The sequence below is a fragment of the Nocardiopsis sp. FR4 genome, assembly GCF_009830945.1.
GTDB lineage: Bacteria > Actinomycetota > Actinomycetes > Streptosporangiales > Streptosporangiaceae > Nocardiopsis.
This window is the reverse complement of sequence record NZ_VWVV01000009.1, coordinates 131126-152021: the sequence shown is the minus strand read 5'-3', so window position 1 is coordinate 152021 and position 20896 is coordinate 131126. Positions and strand designations below refer to the sequence as shown.

Annotated in this window: 8 protein-coding genes; all 8 read left to right on the top strand. The window is 73.6% G+C overall.

Annotated elements, in window-relative coordinates:
- The first annotated feature begins 247 nt into the window (after positions 1–247).
- The 8 genes from ccrA (at position 248) to FYW95_RS10975 (ending at position 20875) form a co-directional block, all read left to right on the top strand.
- Positions 248–1492 (top strand): crotonyl-CoA carboxylase/reductase, encoded by a 1245-nt coding sequence (gene ccrA / locus FYW95_RS11010; RefSeq protein ID WP_159942969.1) that lies wholly within the window; start codon positions 248–250, stop codon positions 1490–1492.
- Positions 1493–2110: 618 nt separating this feature from the next.
- Entirely contained in the window at positions 2111–4753 is a 2643-nt protein-coding gene (locus tag FYW95_RS11005) for an ATP-binding protein (protein WP_236572167.1), read from the top strand.
- A gap of 106 nt (positions 4754–4859) precedes the next feature.
- Positions 4860–5285 (top strand): roadblock/LC7 domain-containing protein, encoded by a 426-nt coding sequence (locus FYW95_RS11000; RefSeq protein ID WP_159942968.1) that lies wholly within the window; start codon positions 4860–4862, stop codon positions 5283–5285.
- Between the two features lie 43 nt (positions 5286–5328).
- Entirely contained in the window at positions 5329–5688 is a 360-nt protein-coding gene (locus FYW95_RS10995; RefSeq protein WP_159942967.1) for a DUF742 domain-containing protein, read from the top strand.
- Between the two features lie 22 nt (positions 5689–5710).
- The gene (locus FYW95_RS10990; RefSeq protein WP_159942966.1) at positions 5711–6268 is read left to right on the top strand and encodes a GTP-binding protein; all 558 of its coding nucleotides are present in this window, start codon (positions 5711–5713) and stop codon (positions 6266–6268) included.
- A 60-nt stretch (positions 6269–6328) separates the two neighbouring features.
- A complete protein-coding gene (locus FYW95_RS10985; protein ID WP_160050316.1) occupies positions 6329–7594 on the top strand; it encodes a styrene monooxygenase/indole monooxygenase family protein in 1266 nt (421 codons plus the stop codon).
- A gap of 518 nt (positions 7595–8112) precedes the next feature.
- Positions 8113–16131, top strand: coding sequence for a type I polyketide synthase (locus tag FYW95_RS10980; protein ID WP_236567825.1), 8019 nt, complete (start codon positions 8113–8115; stop codon positions 16129–16131).
- Positions 16118–20875, top strand: a complete 4758-nt coding sequence (locus FYW95_RS10975; protein WP_159942964.1) for a type I polyketide synthase — start codon at positions 16118–16120, stop codon at positions 20873–20875. Before FYW95_RS10980 ends, FYW95_RS10975 begins: the two co-directional genes overlap by 14 nt.
- The last annotated feature ends 21 nt before the right edge of the window (positions 20876–20896 follow it).

The window sequence follows — 20896 nt, the reverse complement described above, 5'->3', positions numbered from 1 at the left end:
CGCACTCCGGAAGGGACGGGGGGCGAACTCCGCCCTCCCGCTTCCCGCGCCCCGGCTCCCCGTGCCGGGAAGGCGGGGGACCCGGGCCGGACCGGTGCCGGACCCCGGCCTCCCCCCGATTCCGAATTCGGACAGCCCTCACTCCACTTCTTCGCGCGGGCACCCGCCCCTCCGGGCGCACGTGTGCGCCTGCACGGCCACTGGTTCCGCGCGGCATCCCCACCCCGGTCGCCGGAAGGAAGAACCCATGTACAAGGACCTGTACGACCTCGGCGAGATACCCCCTCGGGGCCACGTCCCCGCGCGCATGCACGCCTTCACCATCCGGCGCGAGCGCTACGGCCGGCCCCTCGACGCCTTCGCCCGGGAGATCGTCCCGGTGCCCCGGCTCCAGCCCGGGCACGTGCTCGTGTACACCATGGCCGCGGGCATCAACTACAACAACGTCTGGGCCGCACAGGGGCGCCCCGCCGACGTCATCGCCGCGCGCCAGAAGGCAGGTGCCGAGGAGGACTACCACATCGGCGGTTCCGACGGCTCCGGCGTGGTCTGGGCCGTGGGCGAGGGCGTGCGCGGCGTGGAGGTCGGCGACCACGTCATCCTCTCCCCGGGGCAGTGGGACGAGGGCGCCGAGGACGTCCGGATGGGCCTCGACCCCGTCGCCTCGCGGAGCATGCGCGCGTGGGGCTACGAGAGCAACTTCGGTTCCTTCGGTCAGTTCTCCCTGATCCGGGACTTCCAGTGCCATCCCAAACCCGGGAAGCTGCCCTGGGACGTGGCGGCCGGCTTCATCGTGAGCGCGGCCACCGCCTACCGGCAGCTGTTCGGCTGGGAACCCCACGTGGTCCGTCCGGGCGACCCCGTGTTGGTCTGGGGCGGGGCCGGGGGGCTGGGCACCGCGGCCATCCAGCTGGCACGCCAGGTGGGCGGCAAACCGGTCGCCGTGGTCTCCACCGAGGCCAAGGCCGAGGTCTGCCGCGGACTGGGCGCCGTCGGCACGATCCTGCGCACCGAGTTCGACCACTGGGGCCGGGTCCCCGACGAGCGGGACACCCGGGCCCACGCCGAGTGGATGCACGGTGTGCGCGCCTTCGGCAAGCGGTTCTGGGCGGAGCTGGGGGAGCGGCGCTCGCCCCGGATCGTCTTCGAGCACACCGGCGCCGACACCCTGCCCACCTCGCTGTACCTGTGCGACAACGGGGGCATGGTCGTCCTGTGCGGCGCCACCTCGGGCTTCCGGGCCGACATCGACCTGCGGTTCCTGTGGATGCGGCTCAAGCGCCTGCAGGGGTCCCACTTCGCCTCCCTGTCGCAGTGCCGTATGGTGATCGGCCTCGTCGCGGGCGGCCAACTGGACCCGTGTGTGACGGAGATCGTGGAGTTCGACCGGATCGGTGAGGCGCACCAGCGGATCTTCGACAACACACAGCCCCCCGGAAACATGTCCGCGCTGGTCAACGCACGTGCCGGACAGATCGGGCTGGATGTGTGACACCCCTCCGGCGGGGTTGCTGACACCAGACCGGAAACAGACACGACCCCATAAATCTCACAAAAACAGCCGGTGCCGAGGTGCCGCCCCACCGCTGTCCGCGCACGTCAGAGCCGTTGCCGGGGAGGCATTTCCGGTGCTTCCCCGATTCGTCTGCCAAGCCCGCCGACCTTTGTTAGTCTGACGAACCGAACGACGGTTCTCGGTGGAAGTACAGGAATTGTGCGGGGTCGTGGATACTTGTCGCCGGATGGGCGCCGTACCCGTCCGCCTCCCGCACGAGCGGGGGCGACAGCGTCCCCGTCACGGCGTTCCCCCGGCGAACGGGGCGCCCGGCTGCCACGGGTCCCCGCCGCGGTCCCCGAGGCGGCCATCTCCCAGGTCAGGGCGGTGGTGCGGGACCACCGCCGATTCGCCCACCTGACGCGAGGAGACGAGATTGTGGCAGAGGCGCCGTCGCCGCGAGACACTTCCTCCGCGCAGCCGCGCGGAGGCCAACCCACACCATCGGCGGAGGACGGGCAAGGAACCAGACGAGAGGGCGTGTTCCGCCGGGCCATCTCACGTATGGTCAGGGCCCACGAACCCCCCTCACCGGAGACCGAGCAAGGAAATCCCGTGCATCATCCCGTGCATCCGCATTCGCAGGAACCCGGCCGCAGCTCGGAACGGGAAGGCGGCCAGCACACGGCCGGTGACGCCTCCGAGCCCAGTACCGCGGCACGCGGCGGTGACCCCTCGCCGCCGGCCACCGGGCCCTTCTCCGGCTCCGCCGAGAACGGCTACCGCCCCTCCGCCAGGGTGAACGTCCCCAACCCCTACACCACGCGCCGGGTCAGCGTCGACGACGTCGACACCGGCGCCACCCCGGTCGGCCAGTGGCGCGGGGCCGGCCTGAACGAGCCCGAACCCCGCACCGCGCCGCACATCCCCGCCACCACGGACACCATGACTGACACCCCCTCCGAACACCCGGAGCCATCCGAGTCCTCCGCCGCCGCGACGCGGCCCTCCGCGGCGGCCCGACCCCAGCGGTCCGAGGTCGCGCGGACCTCCTCTGCGCGGCACGAGGCCCCGCGCGAGAAGCCCTCCGCACCGCGGGCCGGATCCGACGGAACCCCTCCGGCCGAGCCCTCGCGGGACCGGGCCCCGGACGCCGGCGCACCCCGGGCCGATCACCGCTCCGAGTCGGCCGAACGCCGCGGGGAGCCCTCTCCGGAGCCGGCGGCGCCCCAGGCCCCCTCCGCCCCGCGGGAGCCGCGGGCCGAGCAGGAGCCCCAGACCGCACAGGCACCGTCGCCCGCGGGGTGGACGGCGACACACCCCGCCGAGCCCGCCCCGCCGACCGAACCCTCCGGCGGAGCACCCCACGAACCCGCGCCCCACCCCCCGTCTCCGCAGGCGCCCGCCTGGAACGGCTCCGTGCCCCAGGCGCCCGCGGCCTACCAGGGCCACCAGCCGTACCAGCAGGCTCCCGCCCCGGTCCAGGGCCAGTACGGGTACGCCCCGCAGCCGGGTGCCGCCCACGACCCCTACGCCGCGCACGGCGGCCCCTACCAGCAGGCCCCCGGCGCTCCCTACGGCCAGCCGGCCCACTGGCAGGAGCAGCAGCGGCCCCCGGCCCCCCGCCCCGACGGGTACGCGCCCGGGCCGCAGCAGCACGGCGGCTACCCGCCCCACCCGCAGGCCCAGCACGGCTACGCTCCGCAGCCGGCGCCCTACCCGGCGCCCTACCCGGCGCCCTACCCGCCGGTGGTCGCCTACCAGAGCCCCTACCCGGCGCCCTACCAGCCCCCGGGCTACGTCCTCCACGGGCAGCCGGTCTTCTACCCGGGCCAGTACAACCCCTACGGCCAGCCCGTGCAGCACGTCATCGTGCTCACCGCCGGGCAGCAGCCGCAGGTCATCAGCGCCGAGTCGGCCAGTACGCTGTTCGCCGAGCACTCCGAGCCCACCGCGGACGCGCGCGGGGAGCGGGCCCTGCCCCGCTCCGAGCGCGAGGAGGAGACCGAGGGGGACGCTCCCGCGGCGGAGACCGCCGAGCGGGACGCGGAGCCGCGGGCGGAGGCCGAGCCCGACGCGCGGCCGGCCGCGCAGGCCCCGGACACCGGGACCGCCGCCGACGAGGCCGCCCTCCAGGCCGCCGCCCGGTCGGTGGCGGAGGCCGCCTCCGAGGCCGGCCACCACGGCCTGCTCACCGAGGCCCTGGCGGGTCTGGCCATGCGCGACCTGTCCCTGGTGGACGCCCTCCTGGAGATGGTCGAGGAGCTGGAGACCGACGCCAAGGACCCCGACCTGCTCGACAAGCTCTTCCAGATCGACAACTTCGCCACCCGCATGCGGCGCAACGGCGAGAACTTCCTGGTCCTCACCGGGCACGACGGCGGCGAGTCCGACGCCCACGACGAGATCGTGCCGCTGCTGGACGTGGCCCGAGCCGCCAGCTCCGAGATCAAGGACTACCCCAGGGTCCGGCTGGGCAAGATCCCGCAGACCTCCATCACCGGTATGGCCGCCGACGACATCAGCCACCTGCTCGCCGAGCTGCTGGACAACGCCACCGCCAACTCGCCCGAGCACTCCCAGGTCGTGGTCAGCGCCCAGGAGCTGAGCGACGGCCGCCTCATGATCGTGGTGGAGGACGAGGGCGTGGGCATCCCCGAGGCCCAGCTCGCCGAACTCAACGAGCGCCTGAGCGGCGAGCCCGTCCTGGACGACGACGTGCCCCGCCACATGGGCCTGTACGTCGCCAGCAGGATCGCCAAGAAGCACGGACTGGAGACCCGGCTCGAATCACGCTCCTTCCGAGGGGTGAGCGCCTACACGATCATCCCCAAGGAGCTGCTGCGCGTGGCCACTCCGCGAACCCCCGGCCAGGCCCGCACGTCGACCGTCCCGATGAGCGCGTCGGCCGGTCCGTCCGCCCCCGCCGCCCCGCCACAGGCCGGCGGTCCCCCCCGCCGTCCCCCAGTCAACGGCTCGGCCAGGCCTTCCCCGGGCAAGCCGTCCGCGAGCGGCACCTCCGCGGTCACCGCGGCTGGCCTGCCCCGGCGCAGCGCCACCCCGCACGGCTCTCCGCTGCGCGCGATGCCGCGCCCCGGCCAGGGCGGCGGCGAGCCGCCCAAGGCGCGCGAGGACACCCCGCCCAAGCTGACCGGGGAGGCGCGGGCGCAGCAGATCCGCGACGAACTCGGCGACTTCTTCGACGGTGAGCGCGAGGCCCGAGAGGGAAGCGACTCCCCGGAGGACGGTCAGAAGTGACCTCCGCACCGCACACGACGACCTCGGTTTCGGGCACTCCCCCTCCCGGCGTGCCCCGCATCCCCCAGCGAACACGACACTCCGCCCAGGCAGGTAAGGCACAGCGATGACTGAATCCGTGAACGACAGTGTTGAGAACTTCTCCTGGCTCATCGACCGGTTCGTCCGGGACGTGCGCGGTGTCGAGCACGCCGTGGTGGTCTCCTCCGACGGTCTGGTGCTGACCCACTCCAGCGACTTCCCCGAGGAGCACGCCGAGCAGCTCGCGGCCATCGCCAGCGGCCTGCACAGCCTGGCCGTGGGCGGGGCGAGCCTCTTCCAGCGGGGTGAGTGCGAGCAGCTGCTCGTACGCTTCAACCACGGGCACCTGTTCATCATGGCGATCAGCGACGGTTCCTGCATGGCGGTCCTGACCGCCCCCGGCAGCGAGCTCAAGATCATCGGCTTCCAGATGACCAAGCTCGTGGAGAACGTCGCACACGTGCTCACGCCGCAGCTGCGCTCGCAGCTGCGCGAGGTCATCCAGAACTGACGACGGTGACCGAAACCGTTCGGGAGGAGAGGTTGCCTCGGCTATGAGCTTCCGCAGGAGAAGGAGTAACCGTGTCCGCCCGTTCACCTTCACCGGTGGGCGGACGCGGTCCCGGCATCCGCTGATGGTGCAGACCCTGGTCTCGACCTCCGAGCCAGGGCAGGAACCTCCCAGCACCCTCATGCCGGAGTCGATCAGTATCTACAAGCTTTGCCGGGAGACCCGGTCGCTGGCCGAGGTCTCGGCCGAGTTGAACATCCCCCTGGGCGTCACCCAGGTCCTGGTCAGCGACCTGGCCGAACAGGACCTGGTGTACATCCACCCGACCATCACCGGCAGCAGTCCATCGGAAAACCAGGTTCTGGAGAGGGCTCTTCGTGGTCTCGAACGACTTTTCCAGTGACAAGCGGTCCAATCGCAAGAAGATGTCGAGCAAGATCGTCATCGCCGGCGGCTTCGGCGCCGGCAAGACGACCTTGGTGAGCTCGGTGTCGGAGATCCCGCCTGTCACGACCGAGGCGATCATGACCGAGGCCAGCATCGGTCATGACGACACCTCGATCACACCCGACAAGACGACGACCACCGTCGCGATGGACTTCGGTCGCATCACCATCGACGACGAGCTGGTCATGTACATGTTCGGTACGCCGGGCCAGGCGCGGTTCTGGTTCATGTGGGACGATCTGGTCCGGGGCGCCGTGGGTGCCGTCGTCGTGGTCGACTGCCGCAGGCTCGCGGACTCCTTCGACGCCGTCGACTACTTCGAGACGACCAAGCGGATCCCCTACATCGTGGCGCTGAACAAGTTCGAGGGCCAGCTCGACTACACGGCCGAGCAGGTCCGCGAGGCGCTGGAGGTCAGTCCGGAGGTCCCCATCATCGACTTCGACGCCCGGAGCCGGTTGTCCGGGGGTGAGGTGCTCAAGACGCTGCTGCGGTACGCGTTGGAGCACAACCGCGCCAGCGAGCCCGTCGCCTGACGGGCGGGGAGACCCGGTCCTCCCCACCGCCCCGCAGATTCCCCAGGAAAGTTAGCGACAATGCGCAAGATCCTTATCGTCGGCGCGGGTCACGCCGGCCTGCACCTGGCTCACGGGCTCCTGACCCATGGTTACGACGTCACGGTGATCACGGGGCAGTCCTCGCTGGAGATTCGTACGGGCAAGGCGTCCGTCGCCCAGTTCACCTTCCCGACGGCCCTGGAGTACGAGCGCCAGCACGACCTCGACCTCTGGAGCGCTCTCTCACCCCAGATCCGTGAACAGCGAGTCCATCTGTATCCCTCGGGGGACCAGCCCGTCAGGACGTTCAAGGGCAGGACCGGCCTGAACAACGACTACGTCGTGTCGGTCGACCGGCGGGTGAAGATGGCCGACTGGCTGGAGTACTTCGAGGACCGCGGCGGCAAGGTCGTCATCCACGGCGTGACCGTGACCGACCTGGACTACTTCTCCCGGATGTTCGAGTTGATCATCGTGGCCGTCGGGCACGGTGAACTCGGTCAGCTCTTCGACTACGACGAGAGCCGGTTCAGCGGGGCCAGGCCCCGGTCCATCGCCCAGGCACAGGTCTACGACGTCTGGCCCGAAAAGGAGGGTGACGAGAACATCGGGTGGGCGGCCTCCGCGGCCGACGCGGGCAACATCATGTTCCTCCCCATCCTCACGCAGGAGGGGCCCTGCCACAACCTGCTCCTCGTGGACAAGCGGGGCGGGCCGATGGACGCCTGGCCCGACCGTCCGGGCCCCGAGGAGCAGCTGCGGCGGATGAAGGACCTGCTCCGCCAGTACGCTCCGGACTACTTCGAGCGCGTCAAGGACGCGGTCCTCACCAACGGCCGCAACAGCACCCTGGTGGAGGAGCTCACCCCCCAGGTCCGCAACCCCGTCGGCGTACTTCCCTCGGGCGGGCGCGTGCTCGGTATGGCCGACGTGGTCGTCACGATGGACCCGTACGTGGGCCAGAGCTGGAACAACTCCACACGTTGTGCGAAGGCGTACCTGGAGAGCATCATCGAGCATGGTGACGGTGCGTTCGATGAGGGATTCCTGGTCAGGACCTTCGACCGTTTCTGGGAATTCGGTCTGCACAATCAACTCTGGGCTGAGATGAATTCCACACTGTGGGATGCGGGAGACCTGCCACCGTACTTCTACGACCTCGTCGACGCGGCCGCCGCGTATCCGGAGGTGGGTGACCGGTGGATCCAGGGATGGGACTATCCGCCGGACTACAGCAGCTGGCTCCTCGATCCGGAGCTGGCGATGCAGTACGTAGCCGAGGTCCGCGCGCGACACGGGGACTGACCGAGTCGCGTCCGCCCGGAAGCCCGATGTCCCTGAGGCATCGGGCTTCTCGCTGTCCAGGTGTTTTCGCTCCGGATTATGCCGATGACCGAATTATTACAGGGAATGACCGAAAATAACCTCTGCGTTGTCACGCAACCTGAGCGGCGGTTACGATCCTTCGTGTTGGTGCCTGTAAGTGCCTTATGTTCATGAGTGGGGTTTATGTGACGTCTGTGGTTGGCACGACAGGCATCCGTCGGCATGGGCCATCCCCGAAGAGGACCCGTGCCAGTCACGAAGGGTGTTCCATGTATCCCCCGCGTACTTCTTTTCCCCTCCTGTCTCCGGCTCCGTCCGCGACGCGGATGCCGTGTTCCGCGTGGGAAAGGACTTCATCAGTTCCGGGGTAGCCCTTCTGCTCCTCGGAAAAGGCGGTTCACCCGTGCATCTGCACGTACAGTCACACCGCCCGTGAGGGCGCACATCGCAGAAGTCCTCGTGTACGCACGACGGGAACGTGAAGCGGAGGCAGCGCGTTGAGCAGTGACCATGCGTACGGTGACCGCGGGGTAGAGGCCGCTCCCATCGCCGTGGTGGGAGTCTCCTGCCGTCTTCCCGGGGCGCCGAACCCCGATGCCTTCTGGCGCCTGCTCTGCGAGGGCCGCGAGGCGATCACCCCGCCCCCCGAACGCCTCGGCGGGCCGACTCCGGACCGTGACGGGCGCTGGGGCGGTTACCTGGAGCGGGCCGAGGACTTCGACGCAGCGTTCTTCGGGATCTCTCCGCGTGAGGCGCTGGCCATGGACCCCCAGCAGCGCCTCATGCTCGAACTCAGCTGGGAGGCCGCCGAGAACGCCAGGATCGCGCCCTCCGACCTGCGGGGCACCCGCACCGGCGTGTTCACCGGCGCCATCGCCTCCGACTACGCGCTCCTGCTCCGGGCCGGCGGCCGCTCGGCCATCACCCATCACACGCTGACCGGCACCCACCGGGGCATGATCGCCAACCGGGTCTCCTACGCGCTCGGTCTGGGCGGACCGAGTCTGACCGTCGACGCGGGGCAGTCGTCCTCGCTGGTCAGCGTGCAACTGGCCGCGGAGAGCCTGCGCCGGGGCGAGTCCGACACCGCGCTCGCGGGCGGCGTGAACCTGATCCTGGTACCCGAGAGCACCGACAGCGTCAGCGAGTTCGGCGGCCTGTCACCCGACGGCCGGTGCTACACGCTGGACTCCCGTGCCAACGGCTACGTGCGCGGTGAGGGCGGCGCGGTACTGGTGCTCAAGCTCCTGGACCGGGCGCTGTCGGACGGCGACCGCGTCCACGCCGTCCTGCGCGGCGGGGCGGTGAACAACTCCGGACAGACCTCCTACCTGGCCCGGCCCGAGGTCGAGGGGCAGGTGAAGGTCCTGCGTGAGGCCTACCGCCAGGCGGGCGCGGAACCGGCCGACGTGGGCTACGTGGAGCTGCACGGGACCGGTACGCCCGCGGGGGACCCGGTCGAGGCCGCCGCTCTGGGGGAGGTGTTCTCCCGGGGCGGGCGCGAGCCCCTGCGCGTGGGTTCGGTGAAGACCAACATCGGCCACCTGGAGGGCGCCGCTGGGGTGGCCGGACTGCTCAAGGTCGTGCTGAGCCTGTCGCACGGGCAGTTGCCGCCGACCCGCAACTTCGCCTCGCCCAACCCCGGCATCGACCTGGAGCGGCTGGGGCTGTCCCCGCAGACCGAGCGCGAGCCCTGGCCCGCCGACGCTCCGCTGGCGGGTGTCTCCTCCTTCGGGATGGGCGGGACCAACTGCCACCTCGTGCTCGGGCCGCCCCCGCCTCCCAGGCCGGAGCGGACCGAGCCCAGCGCGGCGGAGGGTGCCCTGGACCCGGTGCCCTGGGTGATCTCCGCGCGTTCGGAGGCCGCGCTGCGCGCGCAGGCCGCGGCCCTGCACGCCTTCGTCTCCGCACGCCCGGGCCTGCGCGCCGAGGACGTCGGACTGTCCCTGGCCACGACCCGCGCGGTGTTCGAGCACCGCGCGGTGATACTCGCCCCGAACGGCGGGGGAACCCGGGAGCTGGAGTCGATACGCCCCGCGGCCGTGCCCGAGGACGCCCGGGACCGGAGCGGGCCGGTCCTGGTCTTCCCGGGCCAGGGCGGACAGTGGGCGGGGATGGCCCGCGACCTCCTGGGCGGAGCCGGACCCCTGGCCCAGGTGTTCACCCGACGACTGCTGGAGTGCGAGCGGGCCCTGGACCCCCACGTGGACTGGTCGCTCGTCCAGGTGCTGCGGGGCGATCCCGGGGCACCGCCCTATGCCGGGCCCGGCGCCCGGGTCGACGTGGTCCAACCGGTCCTGTGGGCCGTGATGGTCTCCCTGGCCGGGGTGTGGTCGGAGCTGGGTGTGGAACCCGCCGCCGTGATCGGTCACTCCCAGGGCGAGATCGCCGCCGCCTGCGTGGCCGGGGCGCTGTCCCTGAAGGACGCCGCGCGCGTGGTGGCCCTGCGCAGCCGGGCCCTGACCTCCCTGGCGGGGACCGGGAGCATGGCCTCGCTCGGCCTGACCAGGGAGCGGGCGCGGGAGTACGTCGCCGAGGCCGAGGACCTGTACCTGGCGGCCGTCAACGGACCGGACTCGGTCGTGGTCTCCGGCGGCGCCCAGGCGGTGCGCCGCGCGGTGGAGCACTGCCTCGACAACGGCGTCCACGGCGCCCTGATCGACGTGGACTACGCCTCCCACTCCGCGCACGTGGAACGTATCCGCGGGGAACTGCTCGACCAGCTGGCCCCGCTCGCACCGCGCTCCCCGCGGGTGCCGTTCTTCTCCACGCTGACCGGTGAGCGGTTGACGGAGGACGGCCCCGTCCTGGACGCCCGGTACTGGTACCGGAACCTGAGCGGCACGGTCCGCTTCGCCGAGGCGACGGAGGCGGCCGTCGCCGCCGGACACACCACCTTCGTCGAGGTCGGCCCGCACCCGGTGCTCTCCTTCGGGATCGAGCGCACCCTGGAGGCGGCCGGGGTCCGAGGCACGGTACTGGAGACGCTCCGCCGCGACCGCGGCGACCAGGCGCAGCTGCTCACGTCGGCGGCCCAGGCGTTCACCGCCGGAGTGGACGTGGACTGGGGCGCCCTGTTCCGGCACACGAACGCGCGCCGCGTGGACCTGCCGACCTACGCCTTCCAGCGCAGGCGCTTCTGGCCCGAGACCGCGCCGGCACCCCTCTCCGCGCCCGTGCCCGCGGCTCCGGCGCGGGTCGCCGCCGACGCCCCCGGGGGCGTCGGCGCCCGGGAACTGGTCCGCGCCCTGAGCGCCCGGATCCTGGAACAGGACTCCCTGCCCGAGGCCGACGAGCAGAGGGCCTTCCGCGACCTGGGCTTCGACTCGATCATGCTGCTCGAACTCGCCGACCTGGTGGAGGAGGAGACCGGGGTCCGGCTGGAGGACACCGTCCTGTTCGAGGTGCCCACGCCCGCCGCGCTGGCCGAGTTCCTCGCCGGTGAACTGGGCGAGGACGCCCCGCGGAGCGCCCCCGTCCCGGCCGCGCCGGCCACGCCCGCCGCCCCGGCCGCACCGGAGGACGACCCGGTGGCCATCACCGCGATGGCCTGCCGTCTGCCGGGCGGCGCCGACTCGCCCGAGGCCCTGTGGCGGCTGGTCGAGGACGGCGCCGACGCCATCGGCGCCTTCCCCGACAACCGCGGCTGGGACCTGGACGGCATCTACGACCCCGAGCCCGGCAAGCCCGGCCGCACCTACACGCGCTCGGGCGGGTTCCTCCACGACGCCGACCTGTTCGACGCAGACTTCTTCGGAATCAGCCCCCGCGAGGCCGACGCGATGGACCCCCAGCAGCGGCTCCTCCTGGAGACGTCGTGGGAGGCGATCCGGCGGGCGGGACTGGACCCGGCGGCCCTGCGCGACCAGGAGGTGGGGGTTTTCGTGGGCGCCATGCCCACCGAGTACGGCCCCCGCCTGGCGGACCCGGGCGCGGGCACCGACGGCGGATACCGCCTGACCGGCAGCACCCTGAGCGTGGCCTCGGGGCGCATCGCCTACGTGTTCGGTCTACGCGGCCCCGCGATGACCGTCGACACCGCGTGCTCCTCCTCCCTGGTGGCCCTGCACCAGGCCGCGGAGGCCGTCCGGCGGGGCGAGTGCTCCATGGCGCTGGCGGGCGGAGCCACGGTGATGGCCACCCCCGGCATGTTCCTGGAGTTCTCCGCCCAGCGCGGCCTGTCCCCGGACGGGCGCTGCAAGGCCTTCGGAGCCGGGGCCGACGGCACGGCCTGGGCGGAGGGCGCGGGCATGCTGGTGCTGGAGCGCCTCTCCCAGGCCCGCCGCGCCGGACGGCCCGTGCTGGCCCTGCTCAGGGGAAGCGCGGTCAACTCCGACGGTGCGAGCAACGGCCTGACCGCTCCCAGCCGAGAGGCCCAGGAACGGGTGATCCGGCAGGCGCTGGCCTCGGCCCGGCTCACCTCGCACGACGTCGACGCGGTGGAGGCGCACGGCACCGGCACCCGCCTGGGCGACCCCATCGAGGCCCGGGCCCTCATCTCCGTCTACGGCAACGCGCGCCAGGGCGAGGACGAGCTGCGGCTGGGCTCGCTCAAGTCCAACATCGGCCACGCCCAGGCCGCCGCCGGTGTGGCCGGGGTGATCAAGATGGTGGAGGCGCTGCGGCACGGGAAGCTGCCCAGGACACTGCACGCCGACGAGCCCACGGACAAGGTCGACTGGGCGGGCAGCGGTGTGCGACTGCTCCGCGAGGCCGAACCGTGGCCGGAGACCGGGCGACCCCGGCGGGCGGCGGTCTCCTCCTTCGGTATCAGCGGCACGAACGCGCACGTCGTGCTGGAGGGCGTCGAGGACGAGGGCGCTCCCGTCGTCGTGCCCGAGCTCCCCTTCCGGCGCCGCCGCCACTGGATGTCCGCCCCCGCCCTCGCTCCGGCTCCGCTGCTCGACGGCGGACTGGAGCTGGCTGACGGGCGCACCGTGTTCAGCGGACGGATCAGTCCGGCCGACCACCCCTGGGTCAGCGACCACCGGGTGTGGGAGCGGACCCTCGTTCCCGGGACGGCCATGGTGGAGGCGGCCGCCCACGCCGCCGCGCGCGTCGGTTCCCCCTCGATACGCGATTTAGTCCTGGAGGCCCCGCTGGTGCTGACCGCGGACCGGGGCGTGTCGCTCCAGGTCACCGTGGGCCCCGCCGACGGCGACGGCGTTCGCGAACTGCACCTCCACGCCCGCCCCGAGGGCGGCGGAGACGCCGCCTGGACACGGCACGCCTCGGGCACCCTCGCCCCCGACGATCCGTCGGCCCCGCGGCACCAGGCGCCGACCTGGCCCCCCGAGGACGCCGAACCCGTGGACACCGGGGCCGACTACGCCCTCCTGGAGGGGCGCGGCTACACCTACGGTCCGGTGTTCCGCGGCCTGCGCTCGGTCTGGCGGCGTGACCGGGACCTCCTGGCCGAGGTGGTCCTCCCCGACGGCGCGGCCACGGGCGGTCCCTTCCACGGCCCGCACCCGGCCCTGGTGGACTCCGTACTGCACGCGCTGCTCGCGCACGGCGCGGAGCGGCAGGGACTCCTGGTGCCCTTCGCCTGGTCGGGTGTGCGCGTCACGCCGCCGACGGGGGGCGCCGCCCCCCGAACCCTGCGGGCGCGGATCACCGAGCTGGGCGAGGGGCGCTACCGCATCCTGGCCGCCGACGAGCACGGCGCCCCCGTCGTGACCGTGGACGAACTGGGAATGCGCCCCCTGGACCGGCAGTCCCTGCCCGAACGCGACCCCGCCGAACTGCCCGGGCTCTACGAACTGGTGTGGGAGGCGGCGCCCGTCCCCGACCCCGTGCCGGACGTGCCCACCGACCTGCCCGACCTGGCCTCCCTCGGCCCGGACGAGCCCGTACCGTCCACGGTCTACACCGAGCTGCCCCCCACCGCGGTCTACACGGAGGGCACGCCGGTCCCCGAGGCGGTCCGCGCCGGACTCGACGCGGCGCTGCGCATCGTCCGCTCCTGGCTGACCGACGAACGGTACGCCCACGCGCGGTTGGTCGTGGTGACCTGGCGCGCCGTGGCCACCGGCCGGGAGGACGGGGTCGCTGGTCTGGGGGCCGCCCCGGTCTGGGGGCTGTTGCGCGCTGCGCAGCGGGAGCACCCCGACCGCCTCGTGCTCGTGGACTCCGACGGCTCCGAGGACTCCCACCGGGTACTCCCCGGAGCGGTCGAGCTGGGTGAACCGCAGCTGGCACTGCGCTCGGGCACGGTCCTGGTACCCCGCCTGACCGAGGCGGGGGCCCGGGAACTCACTCCGCCCGGGCCGCTGTGGCGGATGGACACCCGGGCCCCGGGGTCGCTGGAAAATCTAGAGCTGCTGCCCGCGCCCGGGGCCGCCGCTCCCCTGGACCCCGGGGAGGTGCGGGTCGCCGTGCGGGCTGCGGGGGTGAACTTCCGCGACGTGGTGGTCGCCCTCGGCCTGGTCGAGGGCGAACGCGGCATGGGCATCGAGGGAGCGGGCATCGTCCTGGAGACGGGCTCCGCCGTCCACGACCTGGCTCCGGGCGACCGCGTCACCGGCATGTTCGACGGCGCGTTCGGGCCGGTCGCCGTCGCCCACGCCGACCGGCTCGCCCGTATCCCCGAGGGGTGGACCTTCGAGCAGGCGGCGGCGGTCCCCGTCGCCTTCCTGAGCGCGTACCACGGGTTGGTGGACCTGGCCGCGGTGCGTCCGGGCGACAGCGTCCTGGTGCACGCGGCCGCGGGCGGCGTGGGAACGGCCGCCGTCCAGCTCGCCCAGCACATGGGCGCGCGCGTGTTCGGAACCGCGAGCCCCCACAAGTGGGCCGGACTGGCGGAGTACGGGCTCCCCGAGGAACGGCTGGCCTCCTCCCGGACCCTGGAGTTCGAGGAGCGTCTTCGCGCCGCCAACGGCGGGCGGGGCATGGACGTGGTCCTCAACTCGTTGACCGGCGAGTTCGTGGACGCATCGCTACGTCTGCTGCGCTCACCCCAGGACGGGGAGGGTCCGGGCGGACGGTTCGTGGAGATGGGCAAGACCGACATCCGCTCCCAGGAGGACCTCACCGAGTCCCACCCCGGCCGCGACTATCAGGCGTTCAACCTTCCCGACGTGGACCCGAAGCGGATCGGGCAGATGCTCAGGCGCCTCATGGAGCTCTTCGCCAGCGGCGCGATTCGGTCCCTACCCACCACCGTCCACGATCTGCGCGACGCGGGAACCGCCCTGCGGGCCCTCCAGCGCGGTGAGACCGTCGGCAAGCTCGTCCTGACCGTCCCGGCGCCGTTCCCGCAGGAACGCACCGTGCTGGTCACGGGCGGCACCGGGACCCTCGGCCACAGGGTGGCGCGCCACCTGGTCACCGGGTACGGGGTGCGCCACCTGCTGCTCACCAGCCGGGGCGGTCCGGACACCGCGGACCAGGCCGCGCGCACAGCGGAACTGGAGGCCCTGGGCGCCCGGGTGGAGGTGGCGGCCTGCGACGCCGCCGGCCGCGGCGACCTGGAACGGCTCCTGCGCCGGATCCCCGAGGACCGCCCCCTGGGGGCCGTCGTGCACGCCGCGGGCGTCCTCGACGACGCCCTCCTCACCTCGCTCACCGCCGAACAGGTCGACCGGGTGCTGCGTCCCAAGGCCGACATCGCCTGGAACCTGCACGAGCTGACCGCCGACGCCGACCTGGGGGCGTTCGTGCTCTTCTCCTCGGCCGTCGGGGTCCTGGGCAACCCGGGGCAGGCCAACTACGCGGCGGCCAACGTCTTCTGCGACGCCCTGGCCCACCACCGCCGCGAGCAGGGGCTGCCCGCCACCTCGTTGTCCTGGGGGCTGTGGGCCGGGCCCAGCGGCATGACCGGGCACCTGGACGAGGCCGACCTCGGCGCGCTCGGCCGCGGTGGCCTGCTGCCGATGCCCGCCGAGGAGGCACTGCGCCACCTGGACACCGCGCTGCTGTGGGACATGGTCCACAGTGTCCCCGCCCGCCTGGACACCGCGGCCGGCACCGGCGCCGCCGTACTGCGCGGCCTGGCCGGGCCTACGGTCCGGGCCGGCGGGGAGACCCCGGCGGCCGCAGGGCCCGCGGACCCCGCCGCCGACCGGTTCGCCGGGATGTCCGGGGCCGAGCGGGAGCGTGCCCTGCTCCACGAGGTCCGCGCGCACACCGCCGTGGTCCTGGGTCACGGGCCGGACGCCGGACCCTCCCGGGTGGACGCGGAACGGCCCTTCACGGAGCTGGGGCTGGACTCGCTCACCGGCGTGGAGCTGCGCAACCGGCTCAGCGCCGCGGTCGGCGTCCGGGTTCCGGCCACCGCCGTCTTCGACCACCCGACCCCGCGAGCGCTGGCGCTCCTGTTGGCCGACCTCGTGACCGACGACCTCCCGGAGGAGACCCCCCGGAGGCACACAGCGGACGACGCGCCCGCCGACGACGCCGGAGCGCAGGAGAGCAGCATCGATGCGATGGGGGTCGAGGACCTGTTGAACCTCGCCCTCCAGGGCGAGGCCCACGCACCCCCACGTGGACAGGAGACGGCAGATGACTACCGATGACCGACTGGTCGCGGCACTCAGGTCCGCGCTGAAGGAGAACGCACGTCTGAAGGAGGCGGTCGGCCGGGCCGCCTTCCGGGAACCGATCGCGATCGTGGGGATGGGCTGCCGCCTGCCGGGCGGGGTCCGCAGCCCCGAGGACCTGTGGGACCTGCTCACCCACGGCCGCGAGGCCGTGGGCCCCCTCCCCGGCGACCGAGGCTGGGACCTCGCCGCGCTCCTGGGGGAGGGCGGCGGGGAGCCCCGCTCCGCGATGTCCCAGGGGTCCTTCCTCGACGCCGCGGGCGAGTTCGACCCCGAGGCCTTCGGGATCTCCCCCCGCGAGGCCGAGGCCATGGACCCGCAGCAGCGCCTCCTGCTGGAGGTGGCCTGGGAGTCCCTGGAGCGCTCCGGGATCGCCCCGTCCTCGCTCTCCGGGTCCGACACCGGCGTCTACGTCGGCACGCTCACCCCCGAGTACGGTCCCCGGCTGTCCCAGGCGCCCGAGGACGGGCTCGCGATGACCGGGACGGCGCTCAGCGTCGCCTCCGGCCGGATCTCCTACACCCTCGGGCTGACCGGCCCCGCCATGACCGTGGACACCGCCTGCTCCTCCTCACTCGTGGCCGTGCACCTGGCCGTGCGCGCCCTGCGCGCGGGCGAGTGCTCGCTCGCGCTGGCGGGCGGGGCGACGGTCATGTCCTCCCCGGGCCCGCTCACCGAGTTCACCCACCTGCGGGGACTGGCTCCGGACGGGCGCTGCAAGGCCTTCGGCGCGGGTGCCGACGGCGCGGGCTTCGCCGAGGGCGTGGGCATGGTCGTCCTGGAACGCCTCTCCGACGCCCGCCGCAACGGGCACCGGGTCCTGGCCGTGGTCCGCGGCGGCGCCGTCAACCAGGACGGCGCCTCCAACGGCCTCACCGCGCCCAACGGGCCCTCCCAGGTGCGGGTGATCCGCGGTGCCCTGGCCGACGCCGGACTCGAACCGGGCGACGTCGACCTGGTCGAGGCGCACGGCACCGGCACCACCCTGGGCGACCCGATCGAGGCGCAGGCGCTGCTGACCGCCTACGGCCGCGAGCGCCCGGCCGACCGGCCCCTGTGGCTGGGCTCGCTCAAGTCCAACGTCGGCCACTCCCAGGCCGCGGCCGGGGTCGCGGGACTCATCAAGCTGGTGCTGGCCCTCCAACACGGAGCGCTGCCGCGCACCCTGCACGCCGACGAGCCCACACCGCACGTGGACTGGTCGGTGGGGGCGGTCCGACTGCTCACCGAGGAGCGCCCCTGGCCGCGGACCGACCGTCCCCGCCGGGCCGCAGTGTCCTCCTTCGGGATGAGCGGCACCAACGCCCACGTCATCGTCGAGCAGGCGCCCGAGGCCGACCACGCGCACGAGGAGGGTCCCGCGCGGGTCACGGAGCCCGCGCTCGCGGTCGGCCCCCGGCCCTGGACGCTCTCGGCGCGCGGTGAGGCCGCCCTGCGCGGGCAGGCGGCGCGGCTGCGCGACCACCTGCGGGACCGGCCCGGGGCCGACCCCGCCGACGTCGGCTGGTCGCTGGCCACCACCCGTTCCGCGCTGGAGCACCGGGCCGCCGTCGTCGCCGACGGCCGGGAGGGGTACCTCGAGGCCCTGGACGCCCTGGCCCGGGCGCGGCCCCACCCCCGGACGGTCCTCGGCGTGGCCAGGGGCGAGCGCCAGCCCGTGTTCGTCTTCCCCGGCCAGGGAGGCCAGTGGGAGGGCATGGCGGCCGAACTCCTGGAGGCCTCGCCCGTCTTCGCCGGGCGTGTGGCTGAGTGCGAGCGGGCGCTGGCCCCCCATGTGGACTGGTCGCTGACCTCGGTGCTGCGGGGGCGGGAGGCGGGCGCCCTGGAGCGGGTGGACGTGGTCCAGCCCGCGCTGTGGGCGGTGATGGTCTCCCTCGCCGAGCTGTGGCGCGCCCACGGGGTGCGCCCGGCGGCCGTGGTCGGCCACTCCCAGGGTGAGATCGCCGCCGCCTGCGTGGCCGGGGCGCTGTCCCTGGAGGACGCCGCGAAGGTCGTGGCGCTGCGCAGCCGGGCGCTCCTGGAACTGTCGGGCACCGGGGCGATGGCGTCAGTGGCCCAGCCCGCCGGCCGGGTCCGCGAGCGCCTCGCCGCACTGGGCGGCGACGTCCACGTGGCGGCCGTCAACGGCCCGTCGGCCACGGTCGTGGCGGGCGAACCCGAGGCGGTGCGCACCCTGGTCGCGCGGTACGAGGCCGAGGGCGTCCACGCCCGGCTGGTCGCGGTGGACTACGCCTCGCACACCCCCCACGTGGAGCGCCTGCGCGCGCGCGTCACCACGGCGCTGGCCGGGATCACGCCGCTCCGGCCCGACGTGCCCTTGTACTCCACCCTCACCGGCGACAGGCTGGAGTCCGCGGAGACGGACGCCGCCTACTGGTACCGCAACCTCGCCGGCCCGGTCGCGTTCGCCGACGCCGCCCGGGCCCTGCTGCGCGACGGCTACGACACGTTCGTCGAGGTCGGACCGCACCCCGTGCTCAACTCCGCGCTCCAGGAGACCTGCGAGGAGTCCCAGGTGCGCGACACCGTGGTCCTGGGCACCCTGCGCCGGGACGAGGGCGGACCGCGCCGGTTCCTGACCTCACTGGCCGAGGCCCACGTGCACGGCGTGGCCCCGGACTGGGAGCGGGTGTACGGCGGCGGCCGCGGCGTGGTCGACCTGCCCACCTACGCCTTCCAGCACCAGTACTTCTGGAGGGCGGGCGGAGGCGACGGGGCCGGCGCCGCACCGCCCTTCCCCGCGGCCGCCGGGAGCGCCGACCCGTGGGACGAGTGGTCCTACACCGAGGAGTGGACGCCCGCTCAGGCGGGACCGTCCCGCCCGGTTCCGCCCGGCACCTGGCTGGTGCTCGGCTCCGGCGCGACGGACCCCGCCGTCGCGGACGGCGCCGCGTCCCTGGAGGCGCGCGGCTACCGCGTGCGGACGGTGGACGTGCCCGCGGACGCCGACCGCGCCCTGACCGCCGCGCTCATCGGCAAGGCCTACCAGGAGACCGGGGACCTCGTCGGGGTCCTCTCGGCCCTGGCCCTGCCCGGTGCCTCCGGGGACGGGGCGCCCGCCCTGCCCACCGAAGCCACCGGCCACCCGCGCACCGTCGCGCTCGTCCAGGCCCTCGGTGACGCCGGGGTCACCGCACCCCTGTGGTGCCTGACCCGGGGCGCGGTTCCGGCCGGGGCCGGGGTGACCGACCCTCTGGGCTCCCTCGTGTGGGGGTTCGGCCGGGTCGCCGCCCAGGAGCACTCCGACCGGTGGGGCGGCCTCGTCGACCTGCCCGCCGCCGCGACGGAGGACGCGGGCCGGGTGCTGGCGGAGGTCCTGAGCGGGGGGCGCGCACCCGGCGAGGACCAGGTCGCGATCCGCGGCGGCGAGGTCCTCGTCCGCCGGCTCACGCGGGCGCCGCTGGGCCGGACGCGGGCGGTACGCCGCTGGGAGCCCTCCGGGACCGTCCTGGTCACGGGCGGCACCGGCGCGCTGGGCGCGCACACCGCGCGCTGGCTCGCCCGGCGCGGCGCCGACCACCTGCTCCTGGTGAGCCGCCGGGGCTCGGCCTCCCCCGGGGCCGGGGCGCTGGAGGCCGAACTGCGCGAGGCGGGGGCCCGGGTGACCCTCGCCGCGTGCGACGTCGCCGACCGGGCGGCCCTCGCCGAGGTCCTGTCCGCGGTGCCGGAGGAGTACCCGCTCCGCGCAGTGGTGCACACGGCGGTCTCCCTGGACGACGGCGCGGTCGACGCGCTCACCCCCGGCCAGGTGGCCCGCGCCCTGCGCGCCAAGGCCGACGGAGCCGTACACCTGCACGAGCTCACCCGGGACGCGGACCTGTCGGCCTTCGTGCTGTTCTCCTCGGTCTCCGCCGTCCTCGGTGTGTCCGGACAGGGCAACTACGCACCGGGCAACGCTTTCTGTGAGGCGCTGGCGCACCACCGCCGCGCGCTCGGGCTGCCCGCCACGTCGGTGGCGTGGGGATCCTGGGCGGGCGGGGGCCTGGCCGAGGACGAGGCGGTCGCCGCCCTCCTCAACCGCCACGGCCTGCCGATGATGGAACCCGGGGCCGCCCTCGCTGCGCTGGAGCGCACGCTCGACCGGGACCTGACCGCGCTCGCGATCGCCAGGGTCGACTGGCCGCGTTTCCGCACCGCGTTCACCGCCAACCGGCCGAGCCCGTTCGTCGGCGACCTCGGCCGCGCCGACGGCGAGCACACCGTCCCCGGCGGCGCCGCGGCGGGCGGTCTGGAGGCGCGGCTGTCCTCGCTGGGACGCGCCGAACGCCGAAGGGTCCTCACCGACCACGTGTGCGAACAGGTGGCCGCCATCCTCGGCTACCCCTCCGGCGAGGCGCTCGACGCCGACCGGGGGCTGAAGGACCTGGGCATGGACTCGGTGACCGCCGTCGAGCTGCGCAACCGGCTCTCCGCCCTCACCGGGCTGCGGCTGCCCTCCGGGCTGGCCTTCTCCCACCCCACGTGCGCGGCGCTCGCCCGACACCTGGAGGAACGGCTCTTCGGCGACACCGAGCAGCTCGTGATGGCGCGGATCGACGGCATCGAGGCGGCCCTGGCCGAGCACGAGGGTTCCGACCTGGACCGCGAGGCCGTCGCCCGGCGGCTGCGCGGGCTGCTCGACCGGCTGTCCCCCTCCAGCGCGGGAGCCGTGGACCGGGACCTGGAGTCCGCGACCCCGGAGGAGCTGTTCGCGTTCCTCGACGACACCCTGCGCGACTGATCCACACCGCCTCCGACCCAC